This is a genomic window from Luteibacter flocculans, assembly GCF_023612255.1.
Taxonomy (GTDB): Bacteria; Pseudomonadota; Gammaproteobacteria; order Xanthomonadales; family Rhodanobacteraceae; genus Luteibacter; species Luteibacter flocculans.
In genome coordinates this window covers 3,549,792-3,568,408 of the sequence record NZ_CP063231.1, presented here as the reverse complement: position 1 = coordinate 3,568,408, position 18,617 = coordinate 3,549,792, and the positions used below count along the sequence as shown (strand labels likewise).

Sequence of the window (18,617 nt, the reverse complement as noted above, 5' to 3'; positions counted from 1 at the left end):
CGCCGCCCGGGGGCGAACGGCGGAAGGTTCACCGGGGCGGAGTGCCCGTCGCCGGGCGCAGCGCCGCGACGGCTGCGGCGGCATTCACTTCGAGCACGCCGTGGTTGACGCTGCTTGTGCGCAGCAGGATGTCGTGCGCCGTGCGCGCGTCCAGCCGCGGCGAGATCGACAGCAGCAGGGCGAGAATGCCGCTGACGTGGGCCGTCGCCATCGACGAGCCCGAGCTGAAATCGTAGCCGCCACCCGGCTGGGTGGTGAGTATGTCGTTGCCCGGTGCGCTCACCACGCCGGGCGGTGCGGGCGTGGTGTCGCTGCTGCGGACCACGATGACCCCGGGGGCGCCGTCCGGAAAGCCGCCAGTGTTGCCGCCGGGCGGTAGCGCGGCGACCACGATGCGGCCCTGATCCAGCAATTGCCCCAGCAGCTTGCCGAGCAGCGGATCGGCGGGGCCGCCGAGGCTAAGGTTCACGACGCGGGCGTCGGTGTCGTTTACCGCTGAGAGCGCCTTGGCGAGGGTGAAGGAGTTGCAGCGCGCGCCGGCCTTCGGATCGGGATACCAGCACGCCCGGTACGCGCTCAGGTGTGCCTTCGGCGCCATGCCCACCATGCCCTGGTGGTTGTCGCCCACGGCGGCGATGATGCCGGCGACCTCGGTGCCGTGGCGATCGCCGCGCGCGTCATCGCTGCCTCCCACCGCATCGCCGCCATCGCGCACGTGTCCCGCGAGGTCGGGATGATGGGCATCGATTCCGGTGTCGACGACCGCGACCTGCACGCCTTCGCCCTGGGTGACCTCGTGCGCGAGCGCCGCGTGGGTTTCGACGAAGCCACGTTGCAGGTCGGTATACGGATCGTTGTAGCGGCGGCCGTCCGGCGAGGGATCCTGTCCGTAGACTGCATATTCCTGCAGGGGCTGTGCGAGCTGCACGCGCTGGTCGGCTGCGAGCTTGGCGATCAGCGCATCGCGATCCACGCCCGCGGGCGGATGGACCACCACGCAGTAAAGACCCAGGGCCTTGATGGGCCAGCCGGCCACTTCGCGCATGTCATAGGAGCGTTCCAGCTCGGCCAAGGCCGAGAGCGCGCGCTGGCCGGCGCCGTACGATGCGGCAGGTACGTAGCCGAGCAGGTTGGAGCCCGCGTGGGTGCCTGCGGGTTCGAGCGGGTTGACCACGGCGAGCACGATGTCGCGGCTGCTGTCCATCGCGGCCACGTCGGCGCTTGCGGCCGGCGTGGCGGGGGTGCTGCCGTCCGCCACAGCGGGGCGGATCGGCGCACAGGCGGTCAGCGCGGAAAACAGCAGCGTCGCGACCAGGAGGGCTCGCGCGTTCATGGCGCTCCGCTGATGGGTTCCGCGAAGCGGATGCCCGGCGTGGCGCGCAGGCGCTGCAAGGTCTGTGCGGTGACCGGTGTCTGGCCGTCGAGCGGTGCCAGCGTATAAGCACCGACGTCGTTCGGTCCGCCTGTCACGCGCAGGTGAAACGTGTGCAACAAGGCGTTCCAGTCGGCCACCTTCATCGTCGCCTGCGGCACCACACGAAGCGAGCCGGCCGGCACCGGGGCGGCATCCTGGCTCAGCGTCCGGTACGCCGCAGGCGGCTGGGCCTCGCCACGCAGCTTCACGCCGAGTACGCCAATGCCGACGGCCTGGACGATCACGGCGGCCATCAGACCGCGCACCAGCCAGCTCGATGACGCACGGCGTCGCGTCATCGGTGGGGCCGCTTCGGAGGCATCGATGCGCGCCAGCAGGCGCGCCAGTCCTGCTTCGGCGTCCACGTCGAGATCCGGTGGCAATGCCAGGGCCTCGCGCAGGCGTTCCTGCTGGGCGAATTCCTCGCGGCATGCGGCGCACCCGGCTAGGTGCATCTTCAACCAGTCGTCCTGTGCCTCCGAGGCGTCGCCTCGCAGCACCCACGGCATGGCTTCCCAAGCGCGGGTGCAGTCCCTACCGACATCCTTTTGGAAGGTCATGGTGCGTTCTCTCTGCGGATGGAATGCTCGCCGGCCAGGCCGGGGAGCACGTTGCGTAACTTGACGCGGGCGTGGAACAGGCGTGCCTTCACGGTGCCCACGGGACATTGCATGATCGTCGCCACGTCTTCGAGCGTGTGCCCGATGCCGTAGACCAGCTCCACCACCACACGCTGGTCGGCAGACAGCCGTTCCAGCCCCTTGCCCAGCCAGTCGCGCATGATCCGATCGTCGTCGGGATCGTGCGAAGGCATGCGGTCTTCGGGCAGGGTGTCTTCGTCCACCGGCTCGCTGCCGTGCTGGCGCAAGGCCTTGAGGCCACAGCGGTAGGCAATGCCCATGATCCAGGTGGAAACGCGGGAATCGCCCTGGAACGTCGACGCCTTCTGCCAGGCGATCCAGAAGCAGTCGTTGATCGCTTCCTCGACCACGTCCGCGCGCCGGGTGAGGCGGGCGAGGAAGCGACACAGCCGCCCGTGGTAAGCGCGATACATGACCGATAGCGCGGCACGGTCGCCCTCAGCCATGCGCCGCAGCAGTTGGCGATCGGTGGCGTCGGCCTCGTTGTCTGCGTTGCTCATGGGCGGGCGATCGTTCGGTGGGGACCGGTGGGTGCCGAGAGGAAGTCAAAAGGTTGTATGGGTACCCATGGCCTGATATCCGCCCCTGCTCCGTGCGGGGCAGGGGCGGATAGAGCGAGCCGCGAGTGGGTCCGCGACCGCTCCTGGGAAGTGAAGCCGATGCAGGGCGTACACCGCAGACATCCGGATAAGTGACCGAGCGGCGGCTTGAAGAAGTGCAATGTATGCCATTGCGCGTACTTGACCGCATCAGAATACCCGCTTGCCGGGCTAAAGCATGGCAGGCGGGCGAGGGTGGTCAGGCGTCGACACTGCCCATTTGCCGATCGAATGCCTGACGGATCAGTCCCAAGACGTAAGGTAGCTGATCCAGCGATTCTAGCCTTACCTCCACGTCGCCGTTACCCCAGCGACCAATGCCAGTGACGTCGCGACACAGACCATTTGGATCGTCGATTTCATAGAATGGGATATTGAGGTTAAGCAGCAATCGCTTGGCTTGGGGAATAACGTCGACGAAGTTGGTTTCTGCCTTATAGGCCACGTAGATCTTGAGAAACTCCTCGCTGACGCAGGGGTCGATGGTCATCACCTGTCGGCGTAAATGCTCGAAAAGCTCGCGGACGGGACCGGTCGCCAACTGATGGTGAGTCTCGATGCTGTACTTCTGCAACGGCTGCGCAGCGGTCGGTCGATACGCATCGAGGACGTCCGCGGAGAGCTCCGGAGCCCTCCACACCTTGGCTGCACGAGCGGCAAGGCGTTCGGCACGATCTCGGATGGCGTCCTCATTCCAAGTCTCAACGCTGCCCAGACCCTGGTTGAGTATGAGAGGGCTGACCTTGAGGCCTACGGGATCACCCTCACGATTGGTCGCCTCGTCGCGCTTGTATTTGAACGGTCTGTCGCTGTACTCGCTGTTGTAGCCGGTAAGCGTTAGGTTGCCCAGGGTGTGCAGCCATGTTTTCTGCACTCGGTCGTATTCGGGGCCAAGTTCCTGCTTCCACGCTGCCGACAGATCGGCGTTCTGCGGCATGATGTGCTCTACCGTGTAGTTCTCCACCGTAATCGGTTCCTTGCGTCCAAAGTTCTCAAGCTTGCGAAGCCAATACATGAGGCTGCGGAACTTGTAGAGATTTCGGACCATGAGTCCGCGTTGGAACTCGTCGTCATCAGGAAACCGGCGATAGGACGGTAGCAAAAGGAATGTGGCGGTGAGGCTCTCAAGATAGCGGTCTTTCTTAAGGGAACGAGAGAGCCCTGCGAAAGTACGGTTGAGTGAATTGGTGGGTATAGCGCATACGGCGCGGCGAAATACGTAACTTTCGACTAGGCGCAGCGCCTGGTGCAACTCGTCGACGCCGAGGTCGCCTCTTCGATAATCGTGATAGGCGTCCAGAAGAAACGGATAGACGACATCCATCTTCAGTTCGCGTATGTCCTGGAATGCCTGTTTCAGAAGCGCGTTCTTCTCGGTACCAAGCGCCATGGCGCAGTAATAGTCGGCGTAGGCATGAATTTCTGCCATCAGTTCACGGGTATCGCCCGCGCGGCGACGCGCATAGTCCTTGAAAGCGCTGTACACCTCTCGGACATTGGGGATTTCACCCGTTTTGGCGGTGAGATAGTGGCGCATGAATGGGTCGAAGTGCACGGCGTAAGCCGCCTGACCAAAACCCTTCTCCATGGGACGCCAGTAAGCGTTGTAAAGCTCGGTCTGCAGCGCAGGTTCTAGCCCCATCAAGATGTAATTGCGGATTAGATCGGCCTGACTCAATTCCAGACCCGTAGAGTTCATGCTTTCGAAGATGAGTTGAGGATTGTCCTGGGCGCGATCGAGGGATATGTCGACGATGACGAGCTTGTCCAGGCCGGTGCAAATGGCCTCCAGTTCGGCCTTGTTGCTCTCGATCAGGTTTTGAAAGAGTTTGAAGTTCTCTTCGATACGCGTGCTGGCGTCCTTGGGCATGGGGGCCTTGCGCAGTATCGCGAGTAAGCTTTCCTTGTCTGTTTCTGACAGCAATAGCTTGAAATGGCGCTCGCCTTCCTCTTCCACGTTGAATAGATAGTAATTGCGCAACTTCCGAGCGGAAAACGCCTCCAGTAGCTCAGGGATATCGTAGTTTTCGAAGTGCTCTGCGAGTGCAGCGATCAGCAGGGTGGCGGTGGTGAGGCGTTGTTGTCCATCGATGACAAGTAGGGATTCCTGCTGTACCACGTTTGACAGTCCGCGCTCGATGTACACGATTGAACCGATGAAATGTCCGCTGATCTGGCTTTCCCGGCCCGCCCGGAGCAGGTCGTGCCAGAGTTGGTTGCACTGCTCCCTCGTCCAGGAATAGTTGCGCTGATAAATCGGGATGATGAACTGTGGCGCATTCTTCAAAAACTTGAGCAATTTGGCTTCAGTGGCTTTCATGCGATCCCCCTGTGAATCGACAGTCGTAGTTGAACGTCAGAAAAGCTGGCTATTGCGTGGCGATTGGTAGCGGACAGGTTTGTCGCGCTTCTCGACGCGGCCTTCCTTGACGGCACGCTTGAGCCATTCGCTCAATTGCGTCTTGACCAGCCCCAGTTTCTGCTGAAGCGCTTCCGCCGTGGCTGGACCATCGCGCGTGGCGGCTTCCAGCTGGAGCAGGAAGTACTCGTAGAGGTCGGGGCTCGATGCTGGCTTCGATGGGCCGGTGGCACTGACGTCGTTTTCGCCTTGCCGTTCGGGTGTCGAATCGGCGACGTCAGCATGCGGCATGGCATCGGCCTCCAACTCGGATGCCGGCGGCGGGTCGGACTCCCTTATGCCGGGGGGCCTCGCATCGAAGAGCGAGTGCGCAGCAGGCCTTTCGATCGACGCGGTGCGTCCCATGATGGCATCGAAGTCGCTGACGGTTTCCGGCAGCCAGAAGGCCCCCGCATCGGCCAGTGCCGCGTTGCCCGAGGCGTGGTCTGCATGCGGTTTGACCCAAACGGGTACCCATCCGTTCTTGAGTGTCTCGATCGCCCCGTTCCACGTTCCCCCTGTACCCCTGGCGGACTTGATGACGATCGCGGCGTCTGCGAGACAGTAGATGTACTTGTTGCGCGCCATGGCATTGCCGGCATGGAAGCCGGCTTCGGGGTTGAACGGCGAAATCAGGACGAGATTGCCGCCTACCAGTGAGGACCGATATTTGGCGGAACTGCTGGCGCGCAGGAGGCCGTCAGCCAGAATGCCGATAACGGTGCCGCCTTGCGCCAAGGCTGCGAGCATGGCCGTTTCATCTGCACCTCTGGCGCCGCCAGACACGACGGACCTGCCGTCCATCGCGATCTGCCCACCGAGTTTTCCGGTAAATGCCAGGTCCTCGGGGCCGATGTCGCGAGCGCCCACCACGGCAATGCCTCCGCGATCCAGTAGATCGCGATCGCCCGAACCGAAAAGAACCGGCGGTGCATCGGTCTTGAGCAGCCGTTTGAGCCGCGAGGGATACTCCGGATCGGACCGCGTGATGACCCACAGACCGGCACGCTCCCATTTTTCCAGTGCGATGCCCATGGCAACGCCGCGCTCCAGCAGCCTTTGGATGCGGGGAAGATCGATGGCGCGGTCGGCCCAGCCCTGGAGGAGCGTCGGAAGATCGCGGGAATCGAGCAGATCCGCGGGCGAATGCCCCTGCTCTTTTAGCCACAATGCAAACCGTCCCCATTCGCGTGGCGCGAGGGGTGCTGCCTCGCCTCTGTCGGGTTTGCCGAGCCAGGCGGTCAGCAACAGTACCGCCTGGCTCTGTTTACTCATGTGCATCTCAATCTCCGGGGCTGCTTTCAGCGAGCGCCAATGGCCATACGGGACCGGAACCGGCCTGCCGTAGCAGCGCAGCCGCAATGGTCAAGGTCCACTTGGAATCGACCACGTCATCGACCAGCAGGACCGGACCCGCTGGAAGATTGGGCTGGACGGCAAAGGCACCATCCAGATTGCGGCACTGATGAAAGCGGTTCTCTTGCGCCTTTTGCGGCCTATTGTCCCGTACCTTGGTGATCGCTGCATGGAACGGCAGACCCAGGCGTGCAGCCAGACGAGCAGCGAAGTCCGGCACCAGGTTGGGATGCGTGCGCGAGGGGACACAAGTGACCCACTCGGGCGCCGGGTGGGGTTGCCAGCGCAGCTGAATCATGTCCGCCACGGCGTCGACCAGTTCGTCGCGGAAGCGGCCGGTATGCTTGTCCTCCTCCACGAGCCGTCCCCAGCCGGCGTCGCCCCATCGCGAAAGCGTTCGCCCCGTTTCGGCGCGCCATGCCGGCGGCAGATTGCCGGCGAAGGGATATTCGACAAAGGCGCCGGCTAAGACTTGCTTCCTGGTTTCCAGCGGAAATTCCGCATAGCGCAGGAAAGCCCGGGCCTGAATCGCCAGCGCCTGGTCGAAGGATTCCGAGACGATCGGGTGTCCTACACAGGACGTGCATCGGCCACAGGGGTGTGGCTGGGGATCGTCGAGAGCCCGGGCCAGGAAAGCCATCTTGCAGTCCGTGGTTCTGATGTAGTCCTGAACCTCTTGCCACTCCTGTTCGCGTTGCTGGGTGAGATTGTCGATCCGCTCCTGATCCATGCGATAGGGGACAGGAGTTCGGGACCAGCGCGGGCCGTCCTTGATGACCGGTGACGGGTTTTCCACCGAGAGAAGTTTCAGCACCTTCTCGATTTGTGTCTTGCGCAGGTTGACGGCCGCTTCGATGGCTGGAACGGTCATGCCATCGCTTTGGGCCAGCGCGTCCAGTATGGCCAGCACGTGCGCCTGCTCGGGAAATGCCGAGCCGCGGAAGTACTCGTGGATGTCGGTGTCCTCGCGACCGGAAAGCAGCACGCCGATGGCGTGCGGTATCGCGCGGCCCGCGCGGCCCACTTGCTGGTAATAGGCGACGATGGAGCCCGAGGCCTGGTAATGAACGACGAAACCGAGATCGGGTTTGTCGTAACCCATGGATAGCGCGGTAGTGGCAACCAGTGCCTTCAGGCGATTCGAGTAAAGGCGGTTTTCGAGATGTTGGCGATAGGTGTCGGAATCATCGAAGGCCGGGTGGGTAACGTCGCTGTAGTAAGCCTCCGCGTCGACGCCGTTGGCCTTCAGCCACCGTGCGACGGTATCCGCGTCCCTTTTGGTCAGGACATAGACAATGCCGGTACCGGGCAGGCTGGGGAGATGGTCGACCAACCACGCCAGTCGCGCGGCCTGGTCGGAAAGGCGTGTCGCTTGCAGATGCAGACTTTCGCGGGTAAGCGGGCCGCGCAGCACCTGTATGTCGCCCAGTTGCGCGATGACGTCCCCGATCACGCGATCGTTGGCCGTCGCGGTAGTCCCCAGTACCGGCATATTCGCCGGCATGCGCCTGATGACGTTGACGAGCCGGCGGTAGTCGGGGCGGAAGTCGTGGCCCCAGTCGGAAATGCAATGCGCTTCGTCCACCACGAGCAGGCCAATGCGATGGGCGATAGGTAACAGGACGTTTTCCGCAAAGTCGTCGTTGGCGAGACGCTCGGGCGAGATGAGTATGGCATCGGCACCGTCGTTCACTATACGTTGCGTGAGGGACGGCCAGTCGTTCGTGTTGGTTGAATTGATCGTGATGGCGCGAACCCCCAGCCGTTCGGCGCTTTCTATCTGGTTGCGCATCAACGCAAGCAGTGGCGAGACGATAAGCGTGGGCCCAGCGCCGCGGTCTCGAAGCAGGCGTGTCGCAATGAAATAGACCGAGCTCTTGCCCCAGCCTGTTCGCTCCACGACCAACAGTTTGCGCCGCTGATTGGCGACTATGTCGATGGCTTCCCACTGACCCTCGCGAAAGTCCGCGTCGGGCTTGCCGAGGGCTTGTCTGAGAAGGCCGAGGGCGTGTTCGCGATCCGTTACCGGCATGGGTACTCCTTTACGATGAATGGCGATCCTGGCGATCCTGGCGACTGCGGCGGGCGTCCCTAGCGCAGTCGTGCCATGTTACGAGCAGTGGAGTCGCCGTGACCATTGGGCCGTCAGGGCATGGAGAGTCCCCGGGAGCGCTTCTGGCGGTTGCCTAGAACGTCCATGACACGGTCGCGATCCAGGGCGAGATATCGGGCTGGAAGTACAGGCGGTCGCGGTGGCTGACCATGTGCGCCAGCTCGACGCGCCAGGGCCCGTGGTCCCAGCTCATGCCGAGGTGCCCGTAATAGTAGTGGTTCCTGCGCTCGTAGCCCTTACCGCGCGGCGGCAGCAGTTCCTGGGCCACGCCGAGGCTCGCGCTGGCGGCAAAACCGTAGGCAAGGGGCCAGCGCAGGCCGAGGTCGGCGGCGCCGCGCGGACGCTGTCCGCCGTAGCGGTCCAGATGAGTTCCGGACACGCCGAGGGTGAGGACGTCGCGGTAGATCCAACTGACGCCCAGTTCCGAGCGGTCGTAGGTTCTTGCCTGTCCGTGGCCCGGGTAGCGGTAGTAGCTGAGGCTCGACTGCATCTGCCAGTTGCCCGAAAGCACCCACGAACGGGCGATCTGGCCGATGACGCCGACGACTCCCCCGGGGCTGCGTGATTGCACGCTGGTCGATAGCCCGGCCGACCAGCCGCTTGGCGTGCTGACATGGAGCGCGCCCTGCAGGATCGGCCCGGGCTCGGTGATGGCCATGCCGCGGTCCACCAACTGGGAATCCAGCGCAACCGTGCCGCCGACACTGATCGAATCCACCGGAGCGAACGGCACCGCGGCGCATTCGCCGGGCACGCTGAGCGACGCCCCCGCGAGCACGACCAAACACACGCGCGAGGCCACGCGTGTGCTTCGCCCGGAACGCGGGGCGGCGCGCTGCATGAGTCTCCGATCCGGTCGCCGTCAGTGCAGCGTTTGGAGATAGGAGATCAGATCGTCCAACTGCTTGGCGTCGGTGAGGCCGTCATATTTCATTTTTGTGCCAGGATTCGCCGTCTTCGCGGGCTGCGAGAGATAGGTATGCAACTGTTCGGGCGTCCATGTCCACTGCCGGCTCTTCAGGGCATCGGAATAGGCGTAGTCCGTCACGCTTGCCGATGGCCGCCCCACGATACCGAACAAGCTTGGGCCTTTCTTGTTGCGTCCTTCTTTCACGGCGTGGCACTCGGCGCACTCGGACTTGAAGACGTCGGCACCGGCCTTGGCGTCACCGGCATGGGCGGGGGCCCATGCGGCGACCAGGGTGACCATCGCCGCAAGGCGGAGGCCATGGCTCATGTTCAACTTCGACACGGAAGGCTTCCTTTTCGGGCTAGAAGGCGATGCTTGCGGAGACGGAGAACGCATTGAGGTCGCCGGCATCGGTACGCCGTGCGCCCACCGGGGCGAAGAAGATGTCGTTCTCGCGTCCGTTGAAGCGGGTGAAGCGGAACCACGTGGCGGCAAGCTTGAGGTTCGCGATGGAGGTGTACGAGTTGTCCTTGCCGAACGGCGTCCAATACACGCTGATGAGGTTGGTGGTGGTGTCCGGATCGCCCGACGGCCCGTAGCGCACCGGATCGCGTGAACCCGTGCTCTTGAAGTGGGTCAGCGTGACACCGTAGCTCTGCTTGAACGTGTAGGTCACGCTCATGGTCTGGTCGTGTACGTTGCCGCGGTCGCGCGCGGCGATGCCGCCGACGATCGGCGCGCTGCCGTAGTCGCGTTTCTCCAGGATGTTGACGTAAGCAAGCTGGACGATGTGCGCGCGGTTGCCGAGGTACTGATAGGTCAGGTCGTAGCCGAGGTCGGTCAGGTCGTCGGTCGGGCCGGAGCGTGGCAGTTGTCGCCGGGTCGTCAGCGCGACCACGCCAGCGGAGAAGAACTGACGCTTCATGTCCTTCATGTAGGCAAAGCGCGCATAGCCCGTATCGCTCAGGCGGCCCGGATCGCCATTGATGTTGTAACCGAGGTGGTCCTGCTGCGAGGTCGGCAGCGAACGGTAGCTGCCCAGTTCGCCGTACCAGTTCGAGTCGTACAGCGCGTACACGCTTGCGCCGATGACGCGATTGGCGAGCGAATTGGGGCTCGATGGGTTGAGCAGCGAGCCGGTGACGCCGGCCGGGCCGAGGAAACTCGCGGAGGGCAGGGCGCCAATGGGATCGTTGAATCCCGGGCTGTTGTTTACGCTCACGCCCAGCAGCAGTTCCTTGCCGACGAGCTTCAGCTCCTTGGCGACGAAGCGCAGATCGAGATTGCTCAGCTTCGTGTTGTAGGTGTTGTGGCCGCTGTGATCGGCTTCGATCTTCACGAAACCGCCGACCTGGTCGGTCAGGCGCCCGGCGAGATAGAGGTCGCCCTCGGTCAGTTGCGTGGTGCTGTCGCCGCGCGCGGGCGCGTTGTGGGTCTCGGTAAGCTGCATCGACAGAGGAATCTTCGTGCCCTGGCCGTCGGTATCGGTGTAGCCGCCCAGCTTGAAGCGCATGCCGTACGGGGTCAGTGCAGGTCCGTATGAGCCGGCATGGCAGTCTGCGCATGCCGCGCCGGTCTGTCGCGCGTAGGCGGGAATCGCCTGCACCGCCGTGCTGGCGAGCAACAGAAGCAGGGCGAGGCTGCCAAGGAGAAACAACGTCGGTGGCCTTCGCGTCGCGCGGCGGTTCGTTAGCGGCAGCATGGGGGACTCCTTCTTCCTTTGTCGGTCGTACTCAACGGGGTGGTGCGGCGTCGTTTCGGTCGCGCCGCCGCGGCAACATCATTCGGAGCGTGTGGTCGCGCAGCACGAGGTGATGCCAGAGCGCGGCGGCCACATGCAGGCTTACCAGCACCAGCAGCGCCCAGGCGGCGTTCACGTGCCACATCTGCAAGGTGTCGGCGAGGTCTTCGTCCTCGCCGACCAGTGGCGGCAGCGTGAGGCCGAAGAAATGTACGGGCGTGCCAGCCGCGCTCGACATCGCCCATCCGAGCAGGGGCTGGGCGAGCAGCAAGGCGTAGAGCGCGACATGGGTCAGTCCCGCCATCACGCGCACGACGCGCGAATGCCGCCCGCCGGGCGCTAGCTGGCGATGGCGTACGCGCAGCGCGATGCGTGCGGCGAAGAGCAGCAGCACGAGCAGGCCGAAGTGCCGATGGCCTTCCAGCAGCCATTGCCGCAGCGCGCGTCCATCGAGTTCGTCGCGCAGCAGGATGAGGGCTGCGGCGAGCACCACGCACAAGGCGGTCAGCCAATGCAGGACCACCAGCTTGCGCGGGCGGGTCTGTACCGCCTCGTCGTTCTCCACCGCCATGCGTCCACCCTCGTCGTACCCGTGCGTGAGTCCCCGTGCCGCCTGCCTCCCTGGGAGGCGACGGCCGTGTCCGGTTGTGTGCCGCCCGTGGCGAAAAAGGTTGTGTGGCGGCGAAGCAACCTTTGTCGGCTGCTTGCGGCACTCAATCGCGAACCCGCCGTAACGGGCACAGTCGGGCGCCACACCATGCACATCGAACCGATACCTCTGCAGACGCACGGCGACAGCCGCGGCATGCTCGTGTCGCTGGAGCAGGAAAGGAACGTGCCGTTTCCGATCCGGCGTGTCTATTACCTTTTCGCGACAAGCCGTGACGTGCATCGCGGTATGCACGCACATCGCCGGCTGAACCAGCTCGCGGTCGCCGTGCGCGGTAGCGTCACGTTTCTGCTCGATGACGGTTCCGGCCCGACCGAGGTCACGCTCGACGATCCGGCGCAGGGTCTGCTTCTCGGCAGCATGGTCTGGCGCGATCTCTACGCGTTCAGCGACGACTGCGTGCTGATGGTGTTGGCGGACCAGCTCTATGACCCGGCCGACTACATCACCGATTACGACGAGTTCCTGCGCGAGGTGCGCGGCGTCCCCCGCGTCGAGGGCACGCTGGCATGGTGAGCACGCTCGTACCGGTGCCGTTTCTCGACTTGGCGGAAGCCAACGCCCCGCATGCCGACGAACTGAAGGTAGCCGCGGCGCGGGTCATCGATTCCGGCCGCTACATCATGGGCGACGAGTTGGAGGCGTTCGAAAGCGAATTTGCGGCGTGGTGCGGTGTTCGCCACGCGATCGGGGTAGGGAACGGCCTGGATGCGCTCACGCTGATCCTTCGCGCCTATATCGAGCTTGGCGCGCTGGACGAGGGCGACGAGGTGATCGTTCCGGCGAACACCTTCATCGCCAGCTTTCTCGCCATTAGCGCCAACCGGCTGGTGCCGGTGCCGGTGGAACCCGACGAGGTCACGTTCAATCTCGACCCGTCGCGCATCGAAGCCGCGATCGGCCCGCGAACGCGCGCGATCATGGCCGTGCATCTGTACGGACGCCTCGCCGACATGCCGGCAATCGCTGCGATCGCTCGCCGCCATAACCTGTTGCTGGTCGAGGATGCGGCACAGGCACACGGCGCGGCGCTCGATGGCCGCAAGGCGGGATCGTTCGGCGATGCCGCGGGCTTCAGTTTCTATCCGGGCAAGAACCTCGGCGCGCTGGGCGATGCCGGTGCGGTAGTAACGGACGACGACGTGCTCGCGAGCACCGTGCTAGCCCTGCGCAACTACGGTTCGACGGAGAAATACCGGCACGCACAGGAAGGCGTGAACTCGCGCCTCGACGAGTTGCAGGCGGCCATGCTGCGCGTGAAGCTGCGCCATCTGGACGCTGCCAACGCAGCGCGCCGACGGATCGCCGCCCGCTACCGCGCGGCCATCGTCCATTCGTCGATACAGCTGCCGGATGCAGGCGACGAGGCCACCCACGTATGGCACCTGTTCGTTGTGCGCAGCGCGCAACGTGATGCCCTGCGCGAGCACCTGCTCGCAGAGGGTGTGGGCACGCTGGTGCACTACCCGATCCCTCCGCATCGTCAGCAGGCGTATCGCACGTTGCGTCATCTGGCGCTGCCGATTACCGAGCGCCTCCATGCCGAGGTGCTCAGTCTGCCCATGGCACCTTATCTGGATGACGAGCGGGTGGCCCGTGTGGTGGATGCCTGCCTGCGTTTCGGTGCGCCATGAGTTTCGCGCGGAGCGGAGCGTATGCTGCGGCGGGTACCGCCGCGCGCCTGTTGGCGGCGCTCGTGGTCGTCAAGCTGGTGGCCCTCTTCGCCGGCCCCGAAGGCGTGGGTCGTCTCGGTCAGTTCGCCAGCCTGATGTCCCTGCTCGCGGTATTCGCAGGCGGCGGCATCGGTTCGGCGGTGGTGAAGTACGTCGCTGAATATCGTGACGATGCGCCGCGACTCGCCCGGCTGCTGGGTGCCGCACTCTGGTATGCGCTCGCGGCGTCGTGTGTCATGGGCCTGGCGACGTGGTGTTTCAGCCGACAGATCGCCGGATGGCTACTGGGCGACGAAGCCTATGCGAGCCTGATCCGCGTGCTCGCGGTGGCGCAGGTCGGGATCGCGGTCGTCAACTACGTGCTCGCGGTGATCAACGGCTTCATGGATGCGCGACGGCTGGCGATCATCCAGGTGGCGGGCTCGGCACTGGCGATGCTCGTGTCGATCGGCCTTTCTCGCTGGTTACATCTATACGGTGCGCTGCTCTCCCTCGTGCTGGGCCAGGCGCTCTGGTTGCTCGTCGGCATCCCGGCGTGGTGGCGGAGCCCGTACTTCCGTCGCGGCATGCTGCGCCTGCGCTTCGATCGCGAGATGACCGCGCGTCTGGCGGCATTCTCCACCATGACCTTAACCTCGGCACTGGTGCCGCCGCTGGTAAACATCGCGGTGCGCGATCACCTTGCCGCTCGCTTCGGCTGGGAGCAGGTCGGGTATTGGCAGGCGGTGACGCGGGTATCCGACGCGTACCTCCTGTTCCTGATTACTGCCATCAACATTCATTACCTGCCGCGACTCGCGGCAACGCGGGGCAGGGCGACCTTGCTTGCCGAGTTCCGCCAGGCCTACCGATTCCTGCTTCCAGCGGCAGCCATCGCGGCGGCCCTCGTCTACCTGTTGCGCGACGTGGTCACGCGCGTGCTGTTCAGTGCCGACTTCTCCGCCGCCGATGCGCTCTACGCACCGCAGCTCGTCGGTGACGTGTTGAAGATCGCCTCGTTCGTGCTGGCCTACCTGATGCTCGCCAAGGCCATGACCCGGCTGTTCATCGTGTCCGAACTGGTGTTCGCCGCGAGCTACTTCGTTCTGGTCGTCGTGTTTGCCGCGCACTTCGGCGTGGTCGGCGCGATGTATGCATTCGCTACGAACTACGCCTGCTATTTCCTGTTCAATCTCGCGGTGGCACGGCGCTACCTGGGAGCACTGCCGACATGAATGGGCCCGCTTCCACCGTCCTCCCCGCAACGATGCCGCTGGTCTCCGTGCTCGTGCCTGCCTACAACCACGAGGCCTATGTGCAGCGCTGTCTCGACAGCATCCTCGACGACCCGTATCCGGCGAAGGAGATCGTCATCATCGACGACGGGTCCACGGATCGTACGGCGCAGCGCATCGAGGAGTGGCTGACTCAGCACCGGCACGAGATCGCGGTGGAATACGTCAGCCGCGAGAACAAGGGCATCGCGGCGACACTCAACGAACTTGCCGCTCGAGCGCATGGCGAATTCCTGCGCATCGGTGCCAGCGACGATTACCTGCTGCCGGGCGGCTCCGAAGCGTTGGTCCAGTACCTGCTCGACCATCCAGCGAAAGGCGCGGCCATCGGCGATTGCATCGTCGTCGACCGCGACGGTGCGAAGCTGCTCGACAGCGGCATGTGCGACCTGCACGGCGCGGACAAGCGGCTGTATCGATCGGACCAGGGCATCCGGCGCGCCGTGATCAGCCATTGGGCCGTCGGCGGCCCGGTGACGATGCTGCGGAAGGACGCGCTGGAAACCGTGGCGCGATGGACCGAAGGCTTGCGCATCGACGACTGGGACCTGTTCCTGCGCCTGGCGGCACGCGACGCGATCGGCTTCATCGACGTCAAGGTGTGCGCGTACCGCCTGCACGGGGCGAACTTCAGCAAGACGCGCCACGCCGCTACGCGCATCGTCAACCTGACCGAGGCGCGGGAAGTGGCCTTGCGTCGCGTGTGCATGTTCGCGGAGCCGGAGCGCACGCTGCTCCGCGCCGAAGCCTGCCGCATCGGCGCGAAGATCGCCTATCTGCAGGGACGGGCCGGCCGTGTCGCCGTCCACATGGCGGCCTATCTCGCGCTGCTCGTGCTCGCGAAGATGCGGCCCATGCATGCCCGACCGCGGGTGGGGCAGGCATGAACGGATGGCTTCGCCTGCCATCGACCTATCTGTGCCTGCCGCTCCTGCTGGCCAGTGGCGTCACACTGCTCACGTATGACCTGCCGCCCGGTTACGGGCAGGGCATCCTGCTGCTCGTGATGGCGGCCGCTGCGATCCTGGCCGTGGACGTCGTGCTGGGGCCGTGCCTGCCTGCGCCGGAGCGCTTCCGCGAACGGCGCTATGCCGGTACCCGCGAGGGCTTCGTGGCGCTGGCGTTCGCCGCAGTCGTGATCGTGTTCTGCCTGCTGGACCTGGCGCTTTACCCCATTCCGCTGATCGTCGATCCCTCGTCGTACGCGACGCTGGAGCCGGGCAGGGAACATCTTCGGCACATCTCGGATATGTGCTGGACGCTGCCGGTCATCGGCCTGCTGTGCGTGCGGCAACCGCTGCCGCGGCATCTGCTGATCGCGTTCGGGCTGATCTTTCCGGTGCTGGTGGTGGATCGCAACCGGATCTTCGCTGGATTGTTTTCCATCGCCTTCGTGCTTGCCTTCCGTCGCGACGTCGCCAAACCGCTGCCGTGGAAGGCCATCACGGCGCTCGGCGTGCTCGGTTGCGTGGTGTTCTCCGTACTGGGCACCTTGCGCTCGGGTTCCATCGAAAACGTGACCCTGCCATTCGGCGATCTTTACCGCGCGGCGCCGCAAGGGGTGAAGTGGCTGCTGCTGTACGTGAGCGCGGGGCCGTACAACTTCGGCGCCATGCTCGCCAAGCACTACACGAACAGCGCCTTTCTCATGCACCAGTTGATCCCCGGCAGCGGTCCGCTGCTCACGGGTCAGACGGACATCCCGCTCGACGCGCCGAACATCAACGTCGGCACGGAATACCTGCCGTTCCTGATGGCCTGGGGCGCGGCCGGCGCGCTGATGTCTATGGTGGCGGCCTATGCCTTGCTCCTCTGGTGCGTACGGCGCCTGCATCCGCGCGTGTCGCTCTTCGGGCTGCTGATGTTCCTGCGCATCGCCTACGTCTCGGTGATGTCGCCCTTCGCCCCGCAGATCTTCATTGCAATGAACGTGGGCTTCCTCGGCCTGTGTCTTCTACTGCAACTGCTGGCCGGCCTGCTGCCGAACCGGCGCGACACGCCGGTCCCTTCCCCTGTACCCGACGAGTTACCCGCATGGCCAACGACGACGAAATCTACCTGATCGACATGTGGCGCATCGTCACCCACGAATGGCGCTGGTTTGTCGGCGTGGCGGCGCTGGTGTTGCTTGTTACATTCGCCTGGTTGCACACCGCGCGCAGCCAGTGGGAAGCGACGGCGTGGATCCAGGTCGGCCAGGTCGGCGCAGCGCCCTCCGGGCAGGACCCGAAGATCGAGGCGTTCTCGCGTGCACTCGAGCGGCTGGATACCCGCACCTTCCGCGACGAGGTGCTGAGGCGCGTCGGCGTGCCGCTGGACGCGCCGGAAGCCGTGCTCTACCGGCGCAGCATGAAGGTAGAGCCGATGCCGTACGCCAACCTGATGAAGGTCCGGCTGCGCGCTTACAGCGCCGAGGACGCGAAGCAGCTTGCGTCGGCGACGGCAGATACCTTGCACGGCCTGCATGCACGGATCGGTGCCGTGCCGATGGCGCTTGCGCGCGAGCGGATGGTCGAACTGGATCGCGATCTTGGCGAGGCCCAGGCCGACCGCGAGCGCCTGTCGCACGAAGCCAAGGGCAATGGTGCCGAGGCGGCGCTTGCCGGCGTGGCCCTGGCGAGCCGCAACGAGGACATCCGCGCGTTGGAGCAGATCCGCAGCGACCTGGCGAACCGGCTCCTGCCGAACTACACCTTCGAGACCTCGATGCCGTGGCCGGTCAGCGTGCCGGACGACCGCGTCTTTCCGAACACGGCGCTGACCGCTGGCCTGGGTGGGCTGGCCGCGCTGTTTCTGGCCTCGCTGGCGGCTGTGGCGCGGCACGCCCTGCGCAGTCGCCCGCGACGTGCCGCGGCGATGCTTCACGCGGCGTGATTCAACCGAATGGCCGTTCCGCGACACCTACGGTGTGTGCCGGTCACGCGCCGTCGGCGCAACGGCCATGGAGACGACATGAACGGGCAAATGCAGATTGATCCGCTGGCGCGACGCCAGCACACGACGTCGCCGGATACGCCGCCGGCATTCGACGAAGCGCGTCTGCTCGACACGCAGCGCGCTTTCGACAGCGTGGCGGCCGACTACGACGGTCCTCGCGGCAACAACGAGCTGATCCAGCGCATGCGCGGCACGCTCTGGCAGACGGTCGCGCGCGAACTGCCGGTGGGCTCGCGGCTGCTGGACCTGGGCTGCGGCACGGGTCTCGACGCGGCGGAGTTCGCCCAGCGCGGCTACCACGTGGTGGCAAGCGACTGGTCCCCGGAGATGGTCGAGCGCACCCGTGACCGTGCCGTCGCTGCGAGGCTGACGTCCCGGCTAAGCGCCGTCCACCTCGGCGTGCAGCAGTTGCACCTGCTCGGCGGTCGCTTCGACGGCATCTATTCCAACTTCGGGCCGCTCAACTGCGCGCCGGACCTGGGTGCGGTCGCGCAGGAGTGCGCGCGGCTCCTGCGCCCGGGCGGTACGCTCGTGTTCTCGGTGATGGGGCGGATCTGCCCGTGGGAAGTGGCGCACTACGCGCTGCGTCGCCGCTTCGGTCGCGCGGGTGTGCGCTTCGGACGGGGCGTGCAGTCGGTGGGCATGAACGGCCATACGATCTGGACCTGGTACTACCTGCCGCGCGAGTTCTACGCCGCGTTCGAGTCGCACTTCACGCTGGGAAGCTATCGTGCGTTGAGCCTGTTCCTTCCGCCGCCGTACATGGTCGATCGCTACCGTCGGCGACCGGCGCGCTATGAGCGCCTTGGCCGGCTCGACGACCGATTTGGCGGTCTTCCCGGCCTGCGCGACATGGGCGACCACTTTCTCATCGTGATGCATCGGCGCTGA

Annotated in this window: 17 protein-coding genes; 7 read left to right on the top strand and 10 right to left on the bottom strand. The window is 64.9% G+C overall.

Going from position 1 to position 18,617, the window contains the following annotated elements; translation table 11 throughout:
- Positions 1–28 precede the first annotated feature (28 nt).
- The 10 genes from IM816_RS15540 to IM816_RS15495 all read right to left on the bottom strand — a co-directional run bounded on the left by IM816_RS15540 (position 29) and on the right by IM816_RS15495 (position 11,743).
- The gene (locus IM816_RS15540; RefSeq protein ID WP_250338779.1) at positions 29–1,333 is read right to left on the bottom strand and encodes a S8 family serine peptidase; all 1,305 of its coding nucleotides are present in this window, start codon (positions 1,331–1,333) and stop codon (positions 29–31) included.
- Positions 1,330–1,974 carry an anti-sigma factor family protein gene (locus IM816_RS15535; protein WP_250338778.1) on the bottom strand — a complete coding sequence of 215 codons (645 nt, stop codon included), beginning with the start codon at positions 1,972–1,974 and terminating at the stop codon, positions 1,330–1,332. Before IM816_RS15535 ends, IM816_RS15540 begins: the two co-directional genes overlap by 4 nt.
- A complete protein-coding gene (locus IM816_RS15530; protein WP_250338777.1) occupies positions 1,971–2,555 on the bottom strand; it encodes an RNA polymerase sigma factor in 585 nt (194 codons plus the stop codon). Before IM816_RS15530 ends, IM816_RS15535 begins: the two co-directional genes overlap by 4 nt.
- A 298-nt stretch (positions 2,556–2,853) precedes the next feature.
- Positions 2,854–4,974: a GmrSD restriction endonuclease domain-containing protein gene (locus IM816_RS15525; protein WP_250338776.1), complete on the bottom strand. Its 2,121-nt coding sequence runs from the start codon at positions 4,972–4,974 to the stop codon at positions 2,854–2,856.
- Between the two features lie 36 nt (positions 4,975–5,010).
- Positions 5,011–6,414: a DNA-processing protein DprA gene (locus IM816_RS15520; protein WP_250338775.1), complete on the bottom strand. Its 1,404-nt coding sequence runs from the start codon at positions 6,412–6,414 to the stop codon at positions 5,011–5,013.
- Positions 6,335–8,440, bottom strand: a complete 2,106-nt coding sequence (locus IM816_RS15515) for a RecQ family ATP-dependent DNA helicase (protein WP_250338774.1) — start codon at positions 8,438–8,440, stop codon at positions 6,335–6,337. The genes IM816_RS15520 and IM816_RS15515 overlap by 80 nt, the downstream gene beginning before the upstream one ends.
- A 154-nt stretch (positions 8,441–8,594) precedes the next feature.
- Complete coding sequence (locus IM816_RS15510) at positions 8,595–9,362, bottom strand: porin (RefSeq protein WP_250338773.1); 768 nt, start codon at positions 9,360–9,362, stop codon at positions 8,595–8,597.
- A 21-nt stretch (positions 9,363–9,383) separates the two neighbouring features.
- Positions 9,384–9,758: a c-type cytochrome gene (locus tag IM816_RS15505; RefSeq protein ID WP_250340782.1), complete on the bottom strand. Its 375-nt coding sequence runs from the start codon at positions 9,756–9,758 to the stop codon at positions 9,384–9,386.
- Positions 9,759–9,792: 34 nt separating this feature from the next.
- The gene (locus IM816_RS15500; RefSeq protein WP_250338772.1) at positions 9,793–11,133 is read right to left on the bottom strand and encodes a cytochrome C; all 1,341 of its coding nucleotides are present in this window, start codon (positions 11,131–11,133) and stop codon (positions 9,793–9,795) included.
- Positions 11,134–11,164: 31 nt separating this feature from the next.
- Positions 11,165–11,743 carry a cytochrome b gene (locus IM816_RS15495; protein ID WP_250338771.1) on the bottom strand — a complete coding sequence of 193 codons (579 nt, stop codon included), beginning with the start codon at positions 11,741–11,743 and terminating at the stop codon, positions 11,165–11,167.
- A 186-nt stretch (positions 11,744–11,929) separates the two neighbouring features.
- On the opposite strand from IM816_RS15495, the gene IM816_RS15490 reads away from it, so the two are divergent.
- The 7 genes from IM816_RS15490 (at position 11,930) to IM816_RS15460 (ending at position 18,617) form a co-directional block, all read left to right on the top strand.
- Entirely contained in the window at positions 11,930–12,358 is a 429-nt protein-coding gene (locus IM816_RS15490; protein WP_250338770.1) for a sugar 3,4-ketoisomerase, read from the top strand.
- Complete coding sequence (locus IM816_RS15485; protein WP_250338769.1) at positions 12,352–13,476, top strand: DegT/DnrJ/EryC1/StrS family aminotransferase; 1,125 nt, start codon at positions 12,352–12,354, stop codon at positions 13,474–13,476. Before IM816_RS15490 ends, IM816_RS15485 begins: the two co-directional genes overlap by 7 nt.
- Entirely contained in the window at positions 13,473–14,729 is a 1,257-nt protein-coding gene (locus IM816_RS15480) for an O-antigen translocase (RefSeq protein WP_250338768.1), read from the top strand. Before IM816_RS15485 ends, IM816_RS15480 begins: the two co-directional genes overlap by 4 nt.
- A complete protein-coding gene (locus tag IM816_RS15475) occupies positions 14,726–15,676 on the top strand; it encodes a glycosyltransferase family 2 protein (RefSeq protein ID WP_072322073.1) in 951 nt (316 codons plus the stop codon). Before IM816_RS15480 ends, IM816_RS15475 begins: the two co-directional genes overlap by 4 nt.
- Positions 15,673–16,851, top strand: a complete 1,179-nt coding sequence (locus IM816_RS15470) for a hypothetical protein (RefSeq protein ID WP_250338767.1) — start codon at positions 15,673–15,675, stop codon at positions 16,849–16,851. Before IM816_RS15475 ends, IM816_RS15470 begins: the two co-directional genes overlap by 4 nt.
- Entirely contained in the window at positions 16,824–17,663 is an 840-nt protein-coding gene (locus tag IM816_RS15465) for a Wzz/FepE/Etk N-terminal domain-containing protein (RefSeq protein ID WP_250338766.1), read from the top strand. The genes IM816_RS15470 and IM816_RS15465 overlap by 28 nt, the downstream gene beginning before the upstream one ends.
- Positions 17,664–17,741: 78 nt before the next feature.
- The gene (locus IM816_RS15460; protein ID WP_250338765.1) at positions 17,742–18,617 is read left to right on the top strand and encodes a class I SAM-dependent methyltransferase; all 876 of its coding nucleotides are present in this window, start codon (positions 17,742–17,744) and stop codon (positions 18,615–18,617) included.

Bases quoted from the DNA above. Each gene is read 5' to 3' on its own strand.
- IM816_RS15530 (WP_250338777.1), bottom strand. From the start codon at position 2,555: ATGAGCAACGCAGACAACGAGGCCGACGCCACCGATCGCCAACTGCTG.
- IM816_RS15525 (WP_250338776.1), bottom strand. From the start codon at position 4,974: ATGAAAGCCACTGAAGCCAAATTGCTCAAGTTTTTGAAGAATGCGCCA.
- IM816_RS15500 (WP_250338772.1), bottom strand. From the start codon at position 11,133: ATGCTGCCGCTAACGAACCGCCGCGCGACGCGAAGGCCACCGACGTTG.
- IM816_RS15505 (WP_250340782.1), bottom strand. From the start codon at position 9,758: ATGAGCCATGGCCTCCGCCTTGCGGCGATGGTCACCCTGGTCGCCGCA.
- IM816_RS15475 (WP_072322073.1), top strand. From the start codon at position 14,726: ATGAATGGGCCCGCTTCCACCGTCCTCCCCGCAACGATGCCGCTGGTC.
- IM816_RS15460 (WP_250338765.1), top strand. From the start codon at position 17,742: ATGAACGGGCAAATGCAGATTGATCCGCTGGCGCGACGCCAGCACACG.
- IM816_RS15495 (WP_250338771.1), bottom strand. From the start codon at position 11,743: ATGGCGGTGGAGAACGACGAGGCGGTACAGACCCGCCCGCGCAAGCTG.
- IM816_RS15515 (WP_250338774.1), bottom strand. From the start codon at position 8,440: ATGCCGGTAACGGATCGCGAACACGCCCTCGGCCTTCTCAGACAAGCC.
- IM816_RS15540 (WP_250338779.1), bottom strand. From the start codon at position 1,333: ATGAACGCGCGAGCCCTCCTGGTCGCGACGCTGCTGTTTTCCGCGCTG.
- IM816_RS15490 (WP_250338770.1), top strand. From the start codon at position 11,930: ATGCACATCGAACCGATACCTCTGCAGACGCACGGCGACAGCCGCGGC.
- IM816_RS15480 (WP_250338768.1), top strand. From the start codon at position 13,473: ATGAGTTTCGCGCGGAGCGGAGCGTATGCTGCGGCGGGTACCGCCGCG.
- IM816_RS15485 (WP_250338769.1), top strand. From the start codon at position 12,352: ATGGTGAGCACGCTCGTACCGGTGCCGTTTCTCGACTTGGCGGAAGCC.
- IM816_RS15465 (WP_250338766.1), top strand. From the start codon at position 16,824: ATGGCCAACGACGACGAAATCTACCTGATCGACATGTGGCGCATCGTC.
- IM816_RS15510 (WP_250338773.1), bottom strand. From the start codon at position 9,362: ATGCAGCGCGCCGCCCCGCGTTCCGGGCGAAGCACACGCGTGGCCTCG.
- IM816_RS15535 (WP_250338778.1), bottom strand. From the start codon at position 1,974: ATGACCTTCCAAAAGGATGTCGGTAGGGACTGCACCCGCGCTTGGGAA.
- IM816_RS15470 (WP_250338767.1), top strand. From the start codon at position 15,673: ATGAACGGATGGCTTCGCCTGCCATCGACCTATCTGTGCCTGCCGCTC.